A 16,396-nucleotide genomic window follows, 5' to 3' on the forward strand; every position below is an offset into this window, starting at 1 on the left:
GGTCCGCAGGACCAAGCCACCACGCGAATGGGCGGGGGCCCATGTATCGCGCAGAGCCCGTCACAGTAGAACTTGAAAGGAAACGCCATTGGCTAGCCAGGACTGGGTCGACAAGGACTTCTACAAGATCCTTGGAGTCGCCAAGGACGCTTCCGACGCCGATATCAAGAAGGCTTACCGGAAGCTTGCGCGGCAGCACCACCCGGACACCAATGCGGGGGACGTCGCGTCGGAGAAGAAGTTCAAGGACATCTCCGAGGCTTACTCCGTGCTCTCGGATCCGGACGAGCGCCAGCAGTACGACGCTATCCGTGCCATGGGCGGCGGCGCCCGGTTTGCCCCTGGCGGCGGGGGCGGCGCGGCTGGCGGTGCCGGCTTCGAAGACCTCTTCGGCGGCCTCTTCACCGGTGGCGGCGGGCGCCACTCCGGCGGCTACAGCACCTCGGGCGGCATTCCGCCGGAGTTCGCCGATCTCTTCGGCGGACAATTCGGCGGGCCCGGCTCCGGAGCGGGATTCCAGCGTGCTCCGCAGAAGGGCGCCGACCGTACGGCCACCACCACGATTTCCTTCGCCGGTTCCATTCGCGGCACCACCATCGGGCTACGCGAACCGGACGGAGACGTCATCGACGTCCGTGTTCCCGCCGGGATCAAAGACGGCCAGAAAGTCCGTGTCCGCGGCAAGGGCCAGTACGGCCCGGCCGGCAACGGCGACCTGATGGTCACCGTCAATGTCAAGGGCCATGATTTCTACACGCGCGACGGCGACAACCTCCGCATCCATGTTCCGGTCACCTTTCCGGAGGCTGCGCTGGGCGCTGACATCGAAGTGCCGACGATCGACGGCGAAAAGGTCAAGGTCCGTGTTCCCGCGGGGACGCCCTCCGGGCGGACCCTGCGGGTCAAGGGTCGCGGAGTCAAGCACGCGAAGGCGACCGGTGACCTGCTGGTGACCATCGACGTCGTGGTTCCGCAGAAGCTGACCAAGGAGGCGGAGGACGCCGTGAAGGCGTTCGCTGCAGCCACGGACGGACACGATGTGCGGGCCGGACTGGCCGCCAAGGCACGTCTCTAGGGAACACACGGACTGGGATTAGCGGGAGGAGCCGGCGCCATGGACATTGATTTCGATCAGCCGATCTTCGTGATCTCGGTGGCGGCTGAGCTGGCGGACATGCACCCGCAGACGTTGCGGCAGTATGACCGGCTGGGCATCGTCTCGCCCAGCCGCGCGCCCGGAAAGTCCCGGCGCTACTCCCAGCGGGACGTCAACGTGCTCCGCGAGGTGCAGCGGCTCTCGCATGAGGGGGTGTCGCTGGAGGGCATCAAACGGATCCTCCAGCTGGAGAACCAGGTGGCCGCGCTGCAGCGCCGGGTGACTGAACTGACCGAGCAGCTGAGCAGCCGCCGCAGCCCGCTGGATTCGCGCATTTTCGCGGCCGGAGCAGCGGGCGACGTCGTGAGCCTGGCACGCGGCCAGCGGCCCCGTGCCCGCTCCCAGGCCGTGGTGGTGTGGCGGCCCCGTTCCACGGAGTGAACCCTGCTTCCTTGACAGGCGTAACCTGCCGGAACAGAGTGAATGGTCAAGCCCGTTCACTGCCCCGGAAGGAACGCCCTCATGGCCTTTGTGTCTGTCGGAAACGAAAACAGCACCACCGTTGAGCTTTACTACGAGGACCACGGACAGGGACAGCCGGTGGTCCTCATCCACGGATACCCCCTGGACGGCGCATCGTGGGAACGGCAGACCAGTGTGCTGCTGGAGGCAGGCTACCGGGTCATCACCTACGACCGCCGCGGCTTCGGCAAGTCCAGCCAGCCCACGGAGGGCTACGACTACGACACCTTTGCTGCCGACCTCAACACCCTGCTCACCGAACTTGACCTCACGGACGCCGTGCTGGTGGGCTTCTCGATGGGCACCGGCGAGGTGGCCCGCTACCTCAGCACCTACGGCTCGGGCCGGGTTTCCAAGGCAGTGTTCCTGGGTTCCCTCGAGCCTTTCCTGCTGAAGACGGAAGACAACCCCGACGGCGTCCCGCAGGACGTGTTCGACGGCCTGCTCAGTGCAGTGAAGGAAGACCGCTACGCGTTCTTCACGGAGTTCTTCAAGAACTTCTTCAACACCGACGACACCCTGGGCAGCCGCCTCAGCGAAGAAGCCCTGCGGGCCAACTGGGCCACCGCCAGCAAGTCCTCCGCCCATGCCTCCGTGTTTGCCCAGCCCACCTGGCTGACGGACTTCCGCGCGGACATCCCCAAGATCGATGTTCCTGCCCTCATCGTGCACGGAACGGCGGACAACATCCTGCCCATCGACGTCACCGGCCGCCGTTTCAAGGACGCGCTGCCCGCCGCGGACTACGTGGAGATCGAGGGTGCTCCGCACGGCATGCTGTGGACCCACGCGAAGGAAATCAACCAGGCCCTCCTTGCCTTCCTGAAGAAGTAGCCGGGGAGAAGAAGTACCTGGAGTTGCACGCCGCTAGGCGGTTGCGGCGCTGACCCTCAGCTGCATCAGGGCCAGGTCGATCAGCGGCGTGTCCGCCCCGAGGATTCGTGCCCGGCGGGTGAAGTCGCCCAGCAGGTGTTCTGTCTCGCCGGCGCGGCCGGCCACAACGTCTCGGTAGAGGGACGACGTGAAGGTTGATCCGGGCTGCGTCAGCATGTCCACGGACAGCTGACGTTCGTGGTCAGGCACCGGGTAGCCGGCCGCAACCGCGACGGCGCCGGCTTCGGCCAGCACCGAGTGCACGAAGTCCGTGCCGCCGGGTACCGCGACGATGGCGCCCACCGGTCCGCGCATCAGGCAGGTCACGGTTCCGGCGGACACGATGAATGCCCACTTGTGCCACATGGAGGCCAGGGCGTCCGCGGTGGCCGAAGCCTTGAAGCCAGGCACCGTCAGGGTTTCAACGGCCCGCAGGACGCGGTCGCTCGGCGGGCCGGACTGTTCCCCGACAGTGAGTGTGGCCAGCGGATTCATCTGCAGGATGTCGCCGTCCTCGGTGAGGGTGGTGACCACCTTGACGATCCCGCCCAGCACCCGGTCGGCGCCGAAGGCCGCTTCGAGAGCGTCCATGTGGGCCATGCCGTTGAGGAACGGGATGACCACCGTTTCCGGCCCCACTACCGGCGCGAGGTCTGCCAGCGCCTGGGGGAGGGCGGCGGCCTTGACCGTCACCAGCACCAGGTCGTACGGACCGTGCAGCTCAGGCGCCGTGACCAGCGCCGGTTCCATGACGTCTTCGCGGCCCAGGCCCGTGATGCGAAGGCCGCGCTGGCGCAGTGCGGCTGCCCGTCCTTCCCGCACCAGGAACGTCACGTCCCGGCCGCCCTGCGCCAGGCGGCCGCCGAAGTATCCGCCGGTTGCTCCGGCTCCGACAACCAGGATTCTTTGTGCGTTCTGCTGGCCGCTCATGCTGCTCCTCGGGGGGTTTGTGTCGCCGCCAATACCAAAATGACGGCGGGAAAGTTTCCTTCAGGTTAACTTTGCCACCCGCACTTTCCGCTATTTTGTCAGCGAACTTACCGTTTCCGGGCTTCGTATCCAATGCGGACGCCCGGTCCGAAATCGTGCGGAAACGAACCATCATGCGTATTGAAACAATTCGCTCCTAGATTGAGCCGCAGGGGGCCTGTCAGGACCCTGGAGACCAGCCGCTGCCGCGAGGCAGCGCGGAGCGAGAAGCAGGTAAACATGAGGGTTTCAGTAACGAAGCGCGCTTTGATCCCCCTGGCCGCGGCGGCAATGGCAACGGCCCTGGCCGGCTGCGGAAGCCAGATTTCGGATCCGGCGTCCGCCAATTCCACCGCCAGCAGCGGCAGCTCTTGCGTCGACACGTCAGGCAGCAGCGTCAAAGTCGGATTCATCAACTCGCTCTCCGGCACCATGGCCATTAGCGAGAACACCGTTTTTGATTCCCTGAGCCTGGCGGCCGAGGAAATCAACGCCGCCGGCGGAGTCATGGGCAAACAGCTGCAGGTGATCAGCGAGGACGGCGCCAGTGAACCCACCAAGTTCGCCGAACGCGCCGGGAAGCTGATCCAGCAGGACTGCACGGCCGCGGTGTTCGGCGGCTGGACCTCCTCCAGCCGCAAGGCCATGCTCCCGGTTTTCGAAGCCAACGATGCCCTGCTGTTCTACCCGGTGCAGTACGAAGGCCTCGAAGCGTCCAAGAACATCTTCTACACGGGCGCCACCACCAACCAGCAGATCATCCCCGCCCTGGACTACCTGGCCGAGCAGGGCACCAAATCCATCTTCCTGGTGGGCAGCGACTACGTCTTCCCGAGGACGGCCAACAAGATCATCCAGGCCTACGCCAAAGCCCACGGCATGGAGGTCCTTGGCGAGGAATATGCCCCGCTCGGGTCCACGGAGTTCTCCACCATCGTGAACAAGGTGCGGGATTCGAAGGCCGACGCCGTCTTCAACACCCTCAACGGCGACAGCAACGTGGCCTTCTTCCGGCAGTACAAGAGCGTTGGCCTGACCGCTGCATCCATGCCGGTGGTCTCGGTATCCATCGCCGAAGAGGAAGTTCCCGGCGTCGGACTGGAAAACGTGGAAGGCCAGCTCACGGCCTGGGACTACTACCAGACCCTTGACACCCCGGCCAACAAGAAGTTCGTCGCGGCGTTCAAGGCGAAGTTCGGCGCCGACCGCGTCACCAGCGACCCCATGGAAGCGGCGTACACCTCGCTGTTCCTGTGGAAGGCCATGGTGGAGAAAGCCGGTTCCTTCGAAGTGGACAAGGTCCAGGCAGCCGCGGGCGGAGTGACGTTCGAGGCGCCTGAGGGCACTGTCACGGTGGACGGCGAGAACAACCACATCACCAAGACTCCCCGGATCGGAAAGATCAACTCCGAAGGCCTGATCGAAACGGTCTGGTCCTCGCCGAAGGCCGTGGAGCCCGATCCGTTCCTGGCCAGCTACGACTGGGCCAAGGACCTGGCCAAGTAGCCGTTTCCACCGCCCCTGCAGAAACCCGGAGGAAAGGCCCGCTGGAATGGAACTGCTGATTGGACAGATGTTTGCCGGACTCAGTCTCGGCTCGGTGCTGCTGCTGGCCGCACTGGGGTTGTCGCTGACTTTCGGCCAGATGGGGGTCATCAACATGGCCCATGGCGAGTTCATGATGGCCGGTGCATACACGGCCTTCGTGGTGCAGCGGAGCATCTCCGATGCCGGCATCTCACTGCTGGTTTCCATTCCAGTGGGCTTCCTGGTGGGCGGCCTGCTGGGGCTGGCGCTCGAAGCGGTGCTGCTGCGGCGGATGTACCACCGTCCCTTGGACACCCTGCTGGTCACGTTCGGGGTGGCGCTGATCCTGCAGCAGGCCGCCCGGGACATCTTCGGCGCCCCCAGTGTCGACGTCCGGGCCCCGGCCTGGCTCCAGGGCAACGTCGAACTGCTGGGAGCGCCCATCCCGCTCACCAGGCTCTTCATCCTGCTGCTCTCCCTGGTCTGCCTGGCAGGACTCGTCGCAGTCCTCAAGGCGACTCCGCTGGGCCGCCGCATCAGGGCGGTGGTCCTGAACCGGGACCTGGCCGAAACCAGCGGCATCTCCACCCGGCGCACGGACCAGCTGACGTTCTTCGTCGGATCGGGCCTCGCCGGAGTGGCGGGCGTCGCCGTCACGCTGATCGGTTCCACCGGCCCGTACCTGGGCACGAACTACATCGTGGACGCCTTCCTGGTGGTGGTGGCCGGGGGAGTCGGCCAGATCAAGGGGGCAGTCATCGCGGCCTTTGCACTGGGCGTGCTCCAGTCCGTTTTTGAATTTTCGACGACGGCGAGCATCGGCAAGGTGCTGATGCTGGTGCTGATCGTGGTCTTCCTCCAACTGCGGCCGCAGGGCATCTTCAGCCTCAAGACAAGGAGCCTGGCATGAGCACCTTCCTGCAATCCCGGTGGGGAGTGCTGGCCGGCTTCGCGCTGGGCGCCGTACTGCTGCTGGTGGCGGCACCGGCCGCGCTCTCCGTCTTCAACCTCGCCCTGCTGGGAAAGTTCATTTGCTTCGCGATCGTTGCTGTGGGGATCGGACTCGCCTGGGGGCGCGGAGGCATGCTCACCCTGGGGCAGGGGGTGTTCTTCGGGCTCGGCGCGTACATCATGGCCATGCACCTCAAACTGGCGGACGCCTCCCTCTTCGGCGGGTCCGGCGTGCCGGACTTCATGTCGCTGTACGGCAGCGGCGAGGTCCCCGGGTGGTGGGAGCCGTTCCGGAGCCCGGTGGTGACCCTCCTCGCCGTCGTCCTCGTTCCGGGACTGGTGGCGCTCGTCCTGGGGCTTGCCGTCTTCAAACGACGCGTCAAGGGAGCGTATTTCGCGATCCTCAGCCAGGCGCTGGCGGCGGCCTTCGCCGTCTTCCTGATCGGCCAGCAGGCCACCACCGGTGGCTCCAACGGCCTCAGCGGCTTCCGGTCCTTCTTCGGGTTCGACCTGAAGGACCCCTCCAACAAGCTCATGCTGTATTCGATCGCCGCGGTGGTGCTGCTGCTGGCCCTGGCAGCTGCCCGGCAGCTCATGCACAGCCGGTTCGGCGAGCTCCTCGTCGCCGTCCGGGACCAGGAGGAGCGGGTCCGGTTCCTGGGGTACGACCCGGCAACCATCAAGACAGTGACCTATGTGATCGCAGCCGTCATGGCAGGGATCGCCGGCGCCTTGTTCGTGCCCATCGTGGGGATCATCTCGCCGGCCGACGTGGGCGTCATTCCGTCCATCGCCTTCCTGATCGGCGTGGCAATCGGCGGCAGGGCAACGCTGCTGGGACCGGTGCTGGGCGCCCTCAGCGTGGCCATCGCCCAGACCAGCCTGGCGTCCACCTTCCCGTCGTTCTGGGTCTACTTCCAAGGCCTGCTCTTCGTCCTGGTCATCGGGTTCATGCCCGGCGGCCTCGCGTCCCTGCCGCGGCTCGTCTCCCGGCTGAAGCAGCCCAACACGGAAAAGCGCAGCACTGCACCGGCGTCCGCACCGCAGGTGCCGGCCTCCGCTGCTCCAACCACAGCAACCACGGCAACCACCGTCCCGGAAGAGGCAAGCCGATGACCACCCCCACGCTGCTTCCCGACGGCGAACCCCGGGCCGGCGGGCTCCGCCACGGCCGGCCGAAGTACCTTGAGGTCCGCGGTCTCACAGTGGCCTTCGACGGCTTCGTGGCCGTGGACAACGTCAACCTCGATGTCGTCCAGGGCGACCTTCGGTTCCTGATCGGCCCCAACGGTGCCGGCAAGACCACCATCATCGATGCGATCACGGGGCTGGTTCCGGCCACGGGGTCCGTGAACCACACAGGCACTGAGATCCTGGGCCGGAAAGTGCACAAGATCGCACGGCTGGGCGTGGGCCGGACGTTCCAGACAGCCAGCGTTTTCGAGAACCTCGCGGTCCTGCAGAACCTGGATATTGCCGCCGGGCCCGGCAGGAAGGCCCGGGAGCTGCTGAGGAGACGGAAGGGCGTGGACGCGGCCGTACAGGAGGCACTGGAAATCATCGGGCTGGAGCGGGCCGCCGACAAGCAGGCCGGCACCCTGGCGCACGGGCAGAAGCAATGGCTGGAAATCGGCATGCTGCTGGTCCAGAATTCGGAGGTGTTGCTCCTGGACGAACCCATCGCCGGAATGAGCCAGGACGAGCGCGACGAGACCGGACAGCTGCTCCGTCGGATCGCAGCCAGCCGCATCACCCTGGTGATTGAACATGACATGGACTTCGTCCGGGAGTTCGCCACCTCGGTGACAGTCCTCGCGGCCGGGAAGGTCCTGAGCGAGGGAAGCGTGGCGCAGGTCCAGGCCGACAAGAAGGTGCAGGACGTCTACCTCGGCACTGCCGGAATGGAAGGGCACTGATGCTGGAAATCACGGACCTGCAGACCGGCTACGGGCGAACCCAGGTCATTTCCGGAGTGGATATCACCGTCCCCGACGGGTCGCTGGTTTCCCTGCTGGGCCACAACGGTGCCGGCAAAACTACGCTGCTGCGCGCCGTCGTCGGGCTTCTCAAGCCCACCCGCGGCACCATCACGCTGGATGGGGAGGACATCTCCGCCCTCCGGCCGCACCAGCGGGTGGCGCGGGGCATGGCCTATGTTCCGCAGGGGCAGCAGTCGTTCGGGCAGCTGACCGCCCTGGAGAATCTCCAGCTCGTGGCTGACGGCCGCCGGAACGGCAAGGAACGCGTGGCCGAGGCGCTGGACATGTTTCCAGCGCTCAACCCGCTGCTGGCACGCCGTGCCGGCCTCCTGTCCGGGGGGCAGCGGCAACAGCTGGCCATCGCCCGGGCCCTCATCACCGAGCCCACGCTGCTCATCCTGGACGAGCCCACCGAGGGCATCCAGCCCAACGTGGTGGCCGAAATCCAGGAGACCATCATCAAGCTGTCCCGGCGCAGCGGCATGCGGGTCCTGCTGGTGGAACAGCACATCGGCTTCGCGCTGAACGCCGCCGACAGCTATTACGTGCTGGCTGCCGGACGGGTCAGTTCGCACGGCACGGGCGGTGCCGAATCCGCGGGCAAGGTGCGCGAGGGGATGCTGATCTGACCGGCCTGGCGTCGGACCGGCCTGGGGTCGGGCGACGGGGCGCTAGCTTGAACGAGCGGCATCGCCCTGCGCGTTGCCCGGAGTCGTCGCCGGCCCTTGCCGTTCGAGCGTCTCCCCGAACGGGACATCTTCGCTGACGGCAACGGTGAACGTGGTGTGCCCCAGCCGCGTCACCAGGATGCCGCACCTGCCCTCCTCCATGGCATGCTGCCGCGCTTGCTCCACTGCGGCGCTTAGCTCCGTGTCGATGAGGCGGGGGTCCGTGGCTTCGACGAAATAGGTGCGTCCGGCCTCGATCGTGCTGATCATCCTGCGCTTCCTGACTTTGGTTCCTCGTTGGGTTTGATCGTTTTGGTTTCGATCATCGGGTTCCGCCCGGCGTCTGAGATCGCGCGAAAGATGCGCTCCTGCGACGCCAGTTCGATGCCCAGGGCGGTCGCAGCGATGTCCTCGAGGGCCTCGTGCATCCAGTCTGTGGCGGTCTTGTTGTCCGGGTGCGACGGGTCGGTGCGGGACGGGTCGGTGCGGGACGGGTCGTTGCGGGACGGGTCGGACCGGAGGAGCGAGTAACGTGCCACTTTCGCCTTCAGCTCGGCGACGAGGTCTTCGATCTCCGCTAACAACGGGTCGTTCCACCGGTCGGAGTCCTGCGTGTTGAAATCCTGCACCACTTCGGGCCGCCCTGCGTCGGACGGGGTTCGGTTCAGGCGCAAATCGGGTTGCCTCCACTGGCTCGTTGCCATGGCAGCCCTGAGCAGCTCGCCGTGGTCCTGGCGTGCCACCTGCGTGAGCGAGACTTCGAGGAATGGGTTGCCGCGCATCGAGTGGACTCCTCCTGGATAGTTCGCCAACAAATGGCGCTACCAGGGTCCGGGGCAACTAATTAATTGTATCCGGCGCCTCGGGACGTGAACAGGTGCCGCTGAACCTGCCGGTGCGGGGGCCGCACAACCGGGCAGGAGCAAACTCCAATTGGCTGTTGCCAACCGGTTGATCCGGGAGCGGGCATAAACTGTACAAACAGCAGTTGATGCATGGAAGGTGCCTTTCCGATGGTTTTAGCGACGTCCTTCCGTTTCCCGGATCCGGCTGTCGCCGCGCGGGGCCGTCATGGTTGAAAGTTCCTGTTCGATGGCTGAGGGGCTGGACGGCGGCCTCTGTACGGTGTTCCTGGAATCACTGCCCATTACCGGCGCCTCAATTTCCGTATTCTCCGGATTGGCACCGGAGACCATGGTGTGCGCCAGCAACCGGGTTTCGGCGCGGATTGACGAGCTCCAGTTCGACCTGGGTGAGGGGCCCCGCTGGGCTGCACTGGAGCGACGGCGGCCGGTGCTCCTTCCCGACGTGCGCGCGGGTTCGCATTCCGCCTGGCCCGTCTTTGCGAACGCCATACGGGACCTTGACGTGTCAGCCTTTTTCGTCTTCCCACTCGTGCTCGGTGCCATGGACATCGGGGTTGCGGAACTCTACTGCTCGGTGCCCGGTGCGCTCAGCCCCGCTGACCATTCGACGGCGCTGCAGCTCGCTGATGCCGCGACCTGGCAGCTGCTCCGGCAGCTCCTCACCCTGGCCCCGGCGGACGGCGCGGACGCACCGCAGGACGGCTCGCCGCTCTCCCGGCGCGAGGTGCATCAGGCGACGGGAATGGTCCTTGCCCAGACCGGGGCTTCCGCCACTGACGCACTGCTGCTACTGCGGGCGCACGCGTTCTCGCAGGGCCGCACGGTCCGCGAAGTGGCCCGTGACGTCGTCGCCAAGACCCTGGATTTCACGCCTGCCGACGGGGTGACCGGCCACCCATGACGTGCAGTAGAATCCCACTATGGCGATGATGAGCCGCGCCGGACGCGTGAGTGCCGCTTTCGTCAAGATAGCGGACACGCTGGTGGCGGACTACGACGTTTTCGACCTCCTGCACACCCTGGTGGACGAATCTGTAGGAATACTCGACGCCGCCGCAGCCGGGCTGGTACTCGTTGACCCGGGCGGCGACCTCCAAGTGATGGCTTCCACGAGCGAGGCAAGCCAGCTTGTGGAGGTTCTCCAACTCGAGGCTGGCGAGGGCCCGTGCGTGGACTGCTACCGCACCGGCGCCGTTGTAGCTATTGACGACATTGCCACGGACGGGTCCCGGTGGCCGCTGTTCCAGGCTTCCGCGCTGGCCCAGGGTTTCCGCTCCCTGCACGCCGTTCCGATGCGCCTGCGCAGCCGGACCATCGGTGCCCTGAACCTTTTCGGCCGCGAGGCCGGTCGGCTCAGCGCGGATGATGCTGCCATTGCGCAGGCATTTGCCGACGTCGCCACCATTACCCTGCTGCAGGAGCGTGCGGCCAGGGAAAACGCATTAATCAACGAACAGCTGCAGCGCGCGTTGAACAGCCGCATCCAGATTGAACAGGCGAAGGGTGTCATCTCGCACACGGCCAACGTGGACATGAACCGGGCCTTCTCGATGCTGCGCGATTATGCCCGTGCCCACAACGAGACCATTTACGATACGGCCGCCAAAGTCATAGACCGCACGATCACCATCTGACGGGCCGGTCCGCGCCGGTCCGGGCAGATCCGCAAGTCCGGAATGGTTGGCCGGTCCGAACTGACTACCTAGGCGCGTGCCCCGGGGTCGGCGAGCAGAATTAGAGTACTCACTACTCGTGACGGACCGGAGCGGCAGCGGCTTGAATAGAGCCCAGCTGGGTCTCACAGCTGTGGTCTCTGGTCTCTGGGGGTTTCCTATGTGTGTGTTCTGCAATGCCAAAGTGTCCCTGCCGCGCCCTGCGACACCGGGCGGCGTCTGATGAGCGCGGGAATGGAATCCGTAGCCATGTTCGCCGGCTCGCTTGCGGGCCTGGTGATCCTGTCCCTGGGGCAGGCCATGGTGGTGGCCTGCCTCTGCTTCGACATGGTCCGTGCCACGTCCGTGCCCAGGTCCCACCGGCGCTACGTGGCCAGCACCGTCTTCCGGACCCTGGCACTGCCGTCGGTCCTCGTCATGGGCATCAGCGTCCTGGTTGACGCAGTCTTCTGGTCCTGGCTGGATGCGGCCATGGGGGTCTTCGTGATGGTGATGATCATCTTCCGTCTGCACCACGACAAGGACGAGGACAACTGGTGGAAGGGCAAGGGCAAGAAACTCGCCCGCTGGGCCCGGACGCAGCTGTCCTCGGGAAGGTCCCTGGCCCCGGCCATGGGCTGACGGTTCGCCGGCCGCTGAACGTCAGTCGTTGAACAGGCCGGCCAGGTCTTCGGCCGTCAGGGAACCGCCGGAGAGCGCATCGCCTTCCATCACGTCCGCGAACAGCTGCGACTTCTTCGCCTTCAAGGCCATGACCTTTTCCTCGATGGTGTCCTTGGCAACCAGCCGGTAGACCATCACGTTGCGGGCCTGGCCGATCCGGTGGGTGCGGTCCACGGCCTGCGCCTCGGAAGCCGGGTTCCACCACGGATCCAGCAGGAACACGTAGTCCGCCTCGGTCAGGTTGAGGCCGAAGCCGCCGGCCTTGAGGCTGATCAGGAACACCGGGGCGGCGCCGTTCTTGAACTCGTTCACCACGTCCGTCCGGTTCCGGGTGCCGCCGTCGAGGTAGCAGAATTCGATCTTCTCCTCGACAAGCCGTTCCCGGACCTTGCCCAGGAAGCCGGTGAACTGGCTGAAGATCAAGGCCCGGTGCCCCTCGGCAACCAGGTCCTCCAGCTGCTCGAACAGCACGTCCAGCTTGCTTGACCGCACGCCGGACAGGGAAGGGTCCACCAGGGAAGCGTCCAGGCTGAGCTGACGCAGCAGGGTGAGCGACTGGAAGATGGTGAAGCGGTTCTTGTTGACGTCTTCGATGAGGCCCAGGATCTTTTGGCGCTCGCGCTGCAGGTGTGTCTGGTACACCTTCTGGTGCCGCGGGTTCAGCACCACCTCCAGGATCTGCTCCTGCTTTGGCGGCAGGTCGTGGATGACCTGCTCCTTGGTGCGGCGCATCATGAGCGGACGGACCCGACGGCGGAGCTTGTCCAGCTGTCCCTTGTCACCGTTCTTTTCCACAGGCTTCTGGTAGTACTCGGCGAACCGGCTGGGGCTCGCGAACAGGCCGGGGGCCACAATCGAGGTAAGAGCCCAGAACTCCATCAGGTTGTTTTCCAGCGGTGTTCCGGTGATGGCCAGCTTGAACGCGGCCGGCAGCTTGCGGGCGCACTGGTACGCCTTGGACTGGTGGTTCTTCACGAACTGGGCCTCGTCCAGCACCAGGGCGGCCCACTCCCGGGACGCATACGCCTCGTAGTCGATCCGGAAGAGGGCGTAGGACGTAATCACGATGTCCGCGCCGGCCATCGCCTCGGCCGGGTCCACTCCGTTCTTGGCGAACGTTTCGCCGATGGCGCGGACGGTGAGCCCCGGAGCGAACCGCGCGGTTTCGGCCTCCCAGTTGCCCACCACACTGGTGGGGGCCACTACCAGGAAGGGTGCGGAACCGGGGGCGGCGCCCGGTGCGGTGGCGCCGTCGGCCGTTTCCCCCGCGTCTTCCGCGGCTTCCTTGGCAGCGCAGACCAGGGCCAACGCCTGGACGGTCTTGCCCAGGCCCATGTCGTCCGCCAGCACCCCGCCGAGCCCATGCTTGTAGAGGAAGCTGAGCCAGTTGAAGCCTTCCAGCTGGTACGGGCGCAGCTCGGCGTTCAGGGTGGCCGGAAGGGGCAGTCCCTTGATGCCGCCCTCCAGCAGCCCGCCCACGGCTTCGCGCCACGCGGAAGCCTGCTGGTCCACGATGCCGAGGTGCGCGAGCTCGTCCCAGAGCCCGGCCTGGAACCGGCTGATCTGCAGCGGCGCGTCCTTGTTGTCCTGCAGGGAACGCGCCTCGTCAATCAGTGCGCGCAGCTGGTGCAGTTCGGGCAGGTCCAGGGAGAAGTACGCGCCGCTGGGCAGGAGCATCCGGGTTTCGCCGGCCGCGAGCGCGGAGAACAGTGCAGCGAAGGAAACCGGCTGGCCCTCGAGCGTGATCACAATGCCGAGGTCGAACCAGTCGCGCTGGTCCGTGGCCTTCGTGGAGATGGCCACCACGGGCGCTTCTTCGGCCTCGCGGTAGTCGGCGATGTCCCCGGCGGTGTCCACCACCACGTCCGGGGTGTTGCGGAGCCGGGGGAGCACCTCCTCCGTGAAGGCCAGGGTATCCAGCCCGCCCAGCTCCACCGACGGCGCCAGCCGCGGGGTTCCCCAGCCGCCCGTAGCGGATTCGCCCAGCTTGGGGACCACTTCCCAGGGCTGGCCCACAGCCTCGAGGATGCGGGCCTCCGCAGGATCGTCCCGGTAACCGTGGTCGCCCGGGTGCCGCCACAGCGGCTGCGCCGTGACCAGGTTCCCGGTCGTGTAATGCCACTCCCAGTGCAGCCGCACCTTATGGTCGCTGCCGTAGTTGGCCAGCAGGGACAACGTGGGAACGGCCAGCGAGGGGAGTTCCACAGATTCATCCGACGCCGTGACCCGGGCAGCCTGCTTGAGCTTGGGATAGAAGCCGGTGAGGAAGCGGGTCTCGTCCCGGGCCGGAATGTGAAGGGTGCTGCCGGCCGTGACGAACGTCAGGAGTTCTTCGCTGAGGCCGGTTTCCAGGGGAGCAAGGGTGATGATCGATCCGCTGCCCACGCCCGGAAGGGCATCCGCCCCGGACGTCAGGAAGATCCCGTGAGCCGGCCGGCCGATCGTCCCCACGGACGCCGGATCAACCACTTCCCCCTCTACGGTGATGGTGGGAGCCAGCGTCAGCCCGCCGTCGTCGGACGTTTTGCTGTTTTCGACGGCGGTACCGGCGGCGGGTTCGACGGCGGTACCGCCGCCCGCGCCCCCGCCGGAAGTACCGAAGCGGGTCAGGTTAAGGCCGACGGCGGCCGGCTCCTCCACGAACCGCACCGGCTCCTGGCTGCCGGTGTGGACCAGCGCGACGCCGATCTTCCGGGCCTGGGCGAGCAGGCTCCACAGGTTTTTCCCGGCATAGGTGTTCAGCCCCAGCCAGGGCGCGGTGGAATTGTGCTGGCGGTTGGCGAGAGCGGTATGGGACGCAAGGAATTCCTGCATCCACTCCACATGCGCTTCGTTGCATTCGCGCCGGTAGTTGAGGTAGCTGAGGGTGTTCCAGGAGACGTCGCCGCGGATCCACTTGCCCTTGGCGCCCATGATCACCGGGCGGGCCTTGAGCTGCCGGACACTGCGGAGCGGATCGCGCCGGCCGGTGTAGGAGAAGTGCGGTGCCGGCTCTTCGATGTCGAACTGCAGGGCCAGCGGGATGCCGTTGGTGGACGGGGTGATTCCCGGCCGGGCAATGAGCGGTCCCAGGGCTTGTTCCCAGTCCGGCATCTCCTGCACGAGGGGCTCACGGGACAGCCGGGTGGATTCAGCCGGGGCCAGGAGCTGGACGCGGGTGGCCGGGTTGTCCTCGGCCGCGAACAGCAGCGCGGCCACGTGCTTGCAGTCCTTCCGTACGGGGCAGCTGCAGACGCCGACGGTGCAGCTCCAGCCGCCGGCCTTGCGGACCAGCTTCGCGGTGGTTGAATACGGCGCGTCCGAACCGCCGCGGACCTTGCCGAGCATCAGGCCGGTGGCGGCATCAAAGGAGATCCCCGAAACCCGGCTGCCCATGGCGTAGGCGAGTCCGGCCGCGAGGGAGCGGTCGTTGATCGCGGGGGTCTGTATTGCCAGTGCCGCACTCTCGTCCGGTTGGGATGGCATGGTGCGCGCTACTTTCAGCAGGTCAAAAATCTGCAGGTTATCTGATCCATCTTAGCGAGCCGGGAGGGGCCCTGAAACTTCGCCCAACGTTCAACTCCGCCTCAACCCGCAGACCGGTGTGCCGCGTAGCGTGAAAGGGTCCCAAGCACCACCCGCTTTCAGCAGTGAGGATTTCCCATGAGCACCGGTCAGCCCGCCAGCAATCACCCCGTCGTCCTGGCAATCGAAAGCACCGAAACGGCCAACGAAGACGTTGTCGACTCCAACGTGACCGTGGTCAACGCCATGTACGCGGAGATCCTCGACGCCCCGGAAATCGCGCCCAACGCACTCCGCAGCTACTACGTCGACTTCTACCTCACCCAGGCGCTGGCCGGCGGCTTCGCGCAGTACGTCTTCACGGTGCCGGAGCGCGACGAGATTGACGCCTACGTGCGCGAAGGCCTGGAAGGAATGGGCGCCACCGCCCACCTGGCGCTGTTCAACCGCACCGCCGCGGCCTTTGACGCGCTCAGCGAGGACGACGCCGACGCGTATCTGGACGGGGATACGGAAAGCTTCGGCGAAGCCGACGGCGCGACAACCTCCCCGGAAGCAGTCAGGGAGCTCGAAGAGCTCGACGAAGCATTCGAGTCGCTGCTGGAGACCGAGGACATCCTCGAGCTCAACGCCGCGTGGCTCCGCGGCCAGGAAGGCCTGCTGCTGCTGGACGACGAGCAGCTGGAGCTGCACATCGCCGAGCGTGTGGCCCGGATCCCCAACATTGCGGAGCGCCAGGCCGAGGCCGCGGAGGAAGCCCTTGAGAACGCGCCGGAGTTCGAACTGATCATCCGCGAACTTTGTGACGTCGCAGGCCAGGAGCTCCAGAAAATCACCATGGGCGACCCCAACTACGAGCACAACGGTGAGACAGTCCTCGCCTGGCACTTCACCACGGACCAGGGCGATTTCATCATGGTGGAGGAGGACGACGAGGCCTACATGATCAGCCCTTCGACCAGGGAGATCGTGGCCGCGGTGGAGTTCGAAGAAGCCGACGCCTAAAGCCGCCGCCAAGGCCGTGCCAAGGCCCTGCCAGGACTCCGGCGGGACCTCGGAGGTGCAAACCTGTAAAATTGAGCGGAATCAGACCAACATGAACGCC

16 protein-coding genes are annotated in these 16,396 nt (G+C 66.0%); 12 read left to right on the forward strand and 4 right to left on the reverse strand.

The window, feature by feature from the left end; all coding sequences use genetic code 11:
- Positions 1 to 88 precede the first annotated feature (88 nt).
- The 3 genes from AC07YR_RS19480 to AC07YR_RS19490 all read left to right on the forward strand — a co-directional run bounded on the left by AC07YR_RS19480 (position 89) and on the right by AC07YR_RS19490 (position 2,452).
- Positions 89 to 1,075: a DnaJ C-terminal domain-containing protein gene (locus AC07YR_RS19480; RefSeq protein WP_055806874.1), complete on the forward strand. Its 987-nt coding sequence runs from the start codon at positions 89 to 91 to the stop codon at positions 1,073 to 1,075.
- A 39-nt stretch (positions 1,076 to 1,114) separates the two neighbouring features.
- Positions 1,115 to 1,537: a heat shock protein transcriptional repressor HspR gene (locus tag AC07YR_RS19485; protein WP_436058955.1), complete on the forward strand. Its 423-nt coding sequence runs from the start codon at positions 1,115 to 1,117 to the stop codon at positions 1,535 to 1,537.
- 81 nt (positions 1,538 to 1,618) lie between these two features.
- Complete coding sequence (locus AC07YR_RS19490) at positions 1,619 to 2,452, forward strand: alpha/beta fold hydrolase (RefSeq protein WP_494734950.1); 834 nt, start codon at positions 1,619 to 1,621, stop codon at positions 2,450 to 2,452.
- Between the two features lie 33 nt (positions 2,453 to 2,485).
- Here the strand turns inward: AC07YR_RS19490 and AC07YR_RS19495 are convergent, their stop codons facing one another.
- Positions 2,486 to 3,421, reverse strand: coding sequence for a ketopantoate reductase family protein (locus tag AC07YR_RS19495; RefSeq protein WP_494734951.1), 936 nt, complete (start codon positions 3,419 to 3,421; stop codon positions 2,486 to 2,488).
- A gap of 279 nt (positions 3,422 to 3,700) precedes the next feature.
- Here AC07YR_RS19495 and urtA point away from each other — a divergent pair, with 279 nt between their 5' ends.
- The 5 genes from urtA to urtE are packed head-to-tail and all read left to right on the forward strand — an operon-like array spanning position 3,701 to position 8,546.
- Positions 3,701 to 4,966: an urea ABC transporter substrate-binding protein gene (gene urtA, locus AC07YR_RS19500; RefSeq protein WP_055806864.1), complete on the forward strand. Its 1,266-nt coding sequence runs from the start codon at positions 3,701 to 3,703 to the stop codon at positions 4,964 to 4,966.
- Between the two features lie 46 nt (positions 4,967 to 5,012).
- Positions 5,013 to 5,897, forward strand: a complete 885-nt coding sequence (urtB, locus tag AC07YR_RS19505) for an urea ABC transporter permease subunit UrtB (RefSeq protein ID WP_494734952.1) — start codon at positions 5,013 to 5,015, stop codon at positions 5,895 to 5,897.
- Positions 5,894 to 7,054, forward strand: a complete 1,161-nt coding sequence (urtC, locus tag AC07YR_RS19510) for an urea ABC transporter permease subunit UrtC (RefSeq protein ID WP_494734953.1) — start codon at positions 5,894 to 5,896, stop codon at positions 7,052 to 7,054. Before urtB ends, urtC begins: the two co-directional genes overlap by 4 nt.
- Positions 7,051 to 7,854: an urea ABC transporter ATP-binding protein UrtD gene (urtD, locus tag AC07YR_RS19515; protein ID WP_494734954.1), complete on the forward strand. Its 804-nt coding sequence runs from the start codon at positions 7,051 to 7,053 to the stop codon at positions 7,852 to 7,854. The genes urtC and urtD overlap by 4 nt, the downstream gene beginning before the upstream one ends.
- Entirely contained in the window at positions 7,854 to 8,546 is a 693-nt protein-coding gene (urtE, locus tag AC07YR_RS19520) for an urea ABC transporter ATP-binding subunit UrtE (protein WP_494734955.1), read from the forward strand. Before urtD ends, urtE begins: the two co-directional genes overlap by 1 nt.
- A 42-nt stretch (positions 8,547 to 8,588) precedes the next feature.
- On the opposite strand, the gene AC07YR_RS19525 is transcribed toward urtE, so the two are convergent.
- Both AC07YR_RS19525 and AC07YR_RS19530 read right to left on the reverse strand, forming a co-directional pair.
- Positions 8,589 to 8,855 (reverse strand): hypothetical protein, encoded by a 267-nt coding sequence (locus tag AC07YR_RS19525; RefSeq protein WP_436058948.1) that lies wholly within the window; start codon positions 8,853 to 8,855, stop codon positions 8,589 to 8,591.
- Complete coding sequence (locus AC07YR_RS19530; protein ID WP_494734956.1) at positions 8,852 to 9,367, reverse strand: hypothetical protein; 516 nt, start codon at positions 9,365 to 9,367, stop codon at positions 8,852 to 8,854. The genes AC07YR_RS19525 and AC07YR_RS19530 overlap by 4 nt, the downstream gene beginning before the upstream one ends.
- 310 nt (positions 9,368 to 9,677) lie before the next feature.
- On the opposite strand from AC07YR_RS19530, the gene AC07YR_RS19535 reads away from it, so the two are divergent.
- From AC07YR_RS19535 to AC07YR_RS19545, 3 genes are all read left to right on the forward strand, one after another.
- Entirely contained in the window at positions 9,678 to 10,352 is a 675-nt protein-coding gene (locus tag AC07YR_RS19535) for a GAF and ANTAR domain-containing protein (RefSeq protein WP_235506125.1), read from the forward strand.
- Between the two features lie 19 nt (positions 10,353 to 10,371).
- Positions 10,372 to 11,085 (forward strand): GAF domain-containing protein, encoded by a 714-nt coding sequence (locus tag AC07YR_RS19540; RefSeq protein WP_436058946.1) that lies wholly within the window; start codon positions 10,372 to 10,374, stop codon positions 11,083 to 11,085.
- A gap of 273 nt (positions 11,086 to 11,358) precedes the next feature.
- Positions 11,359 to 11,745, forward strand: coding sequence for a hypothetical protein (locus AC07YR_RS19545; RefSeq protein WP_055806842.1), 387 nt, complete (start codon positions 11,359 to 11,361; stop codon positions 11,743 to 11,745).
- 21 nt (positions 11,746 to 11,766) lie between these two features.
- On the opposite strand, the gene AC07YR_RS19550 is transcribed toward AC07YR_RS19545, so the two are convergent.
- Positions 11,767 to 15,252, reverse strand: a complete 3,486-nt coding sequence (locus AC07YR_RS19550; RefSeq protein WP_494734957.1) for a DEAD/DEAH box helicase — start codon at positions 15,250 to 15,252, stop codon at positions 11,767 to 11,769.
- Positions 15,253 to 15,429: 177 nt separating this feature from the next.
- Between AC07YR_RS19550 and AC07YR_RS19555 the strand changes: the two genes are divergently transcribed.
- The gene (locus tag AC07YR_RS19555) at positions 15,430 to 16,296 is read left to right on the forward strand and encodes a DMP19 family protein (RefSeq protein ID WP_494734958.1); all 867 of its coding nucleotides are present in this window, start codon (positions 15,430 to 15,432) and stop codon (positions 16,294 to 16,296) included.
- Positions 16,297 to 16,396: the final 100 nt, after the last annotated feature.

Source organism: Arthrobacter sp. GW460-12-1-14-TSB2 (assembly GCF_059423525.1).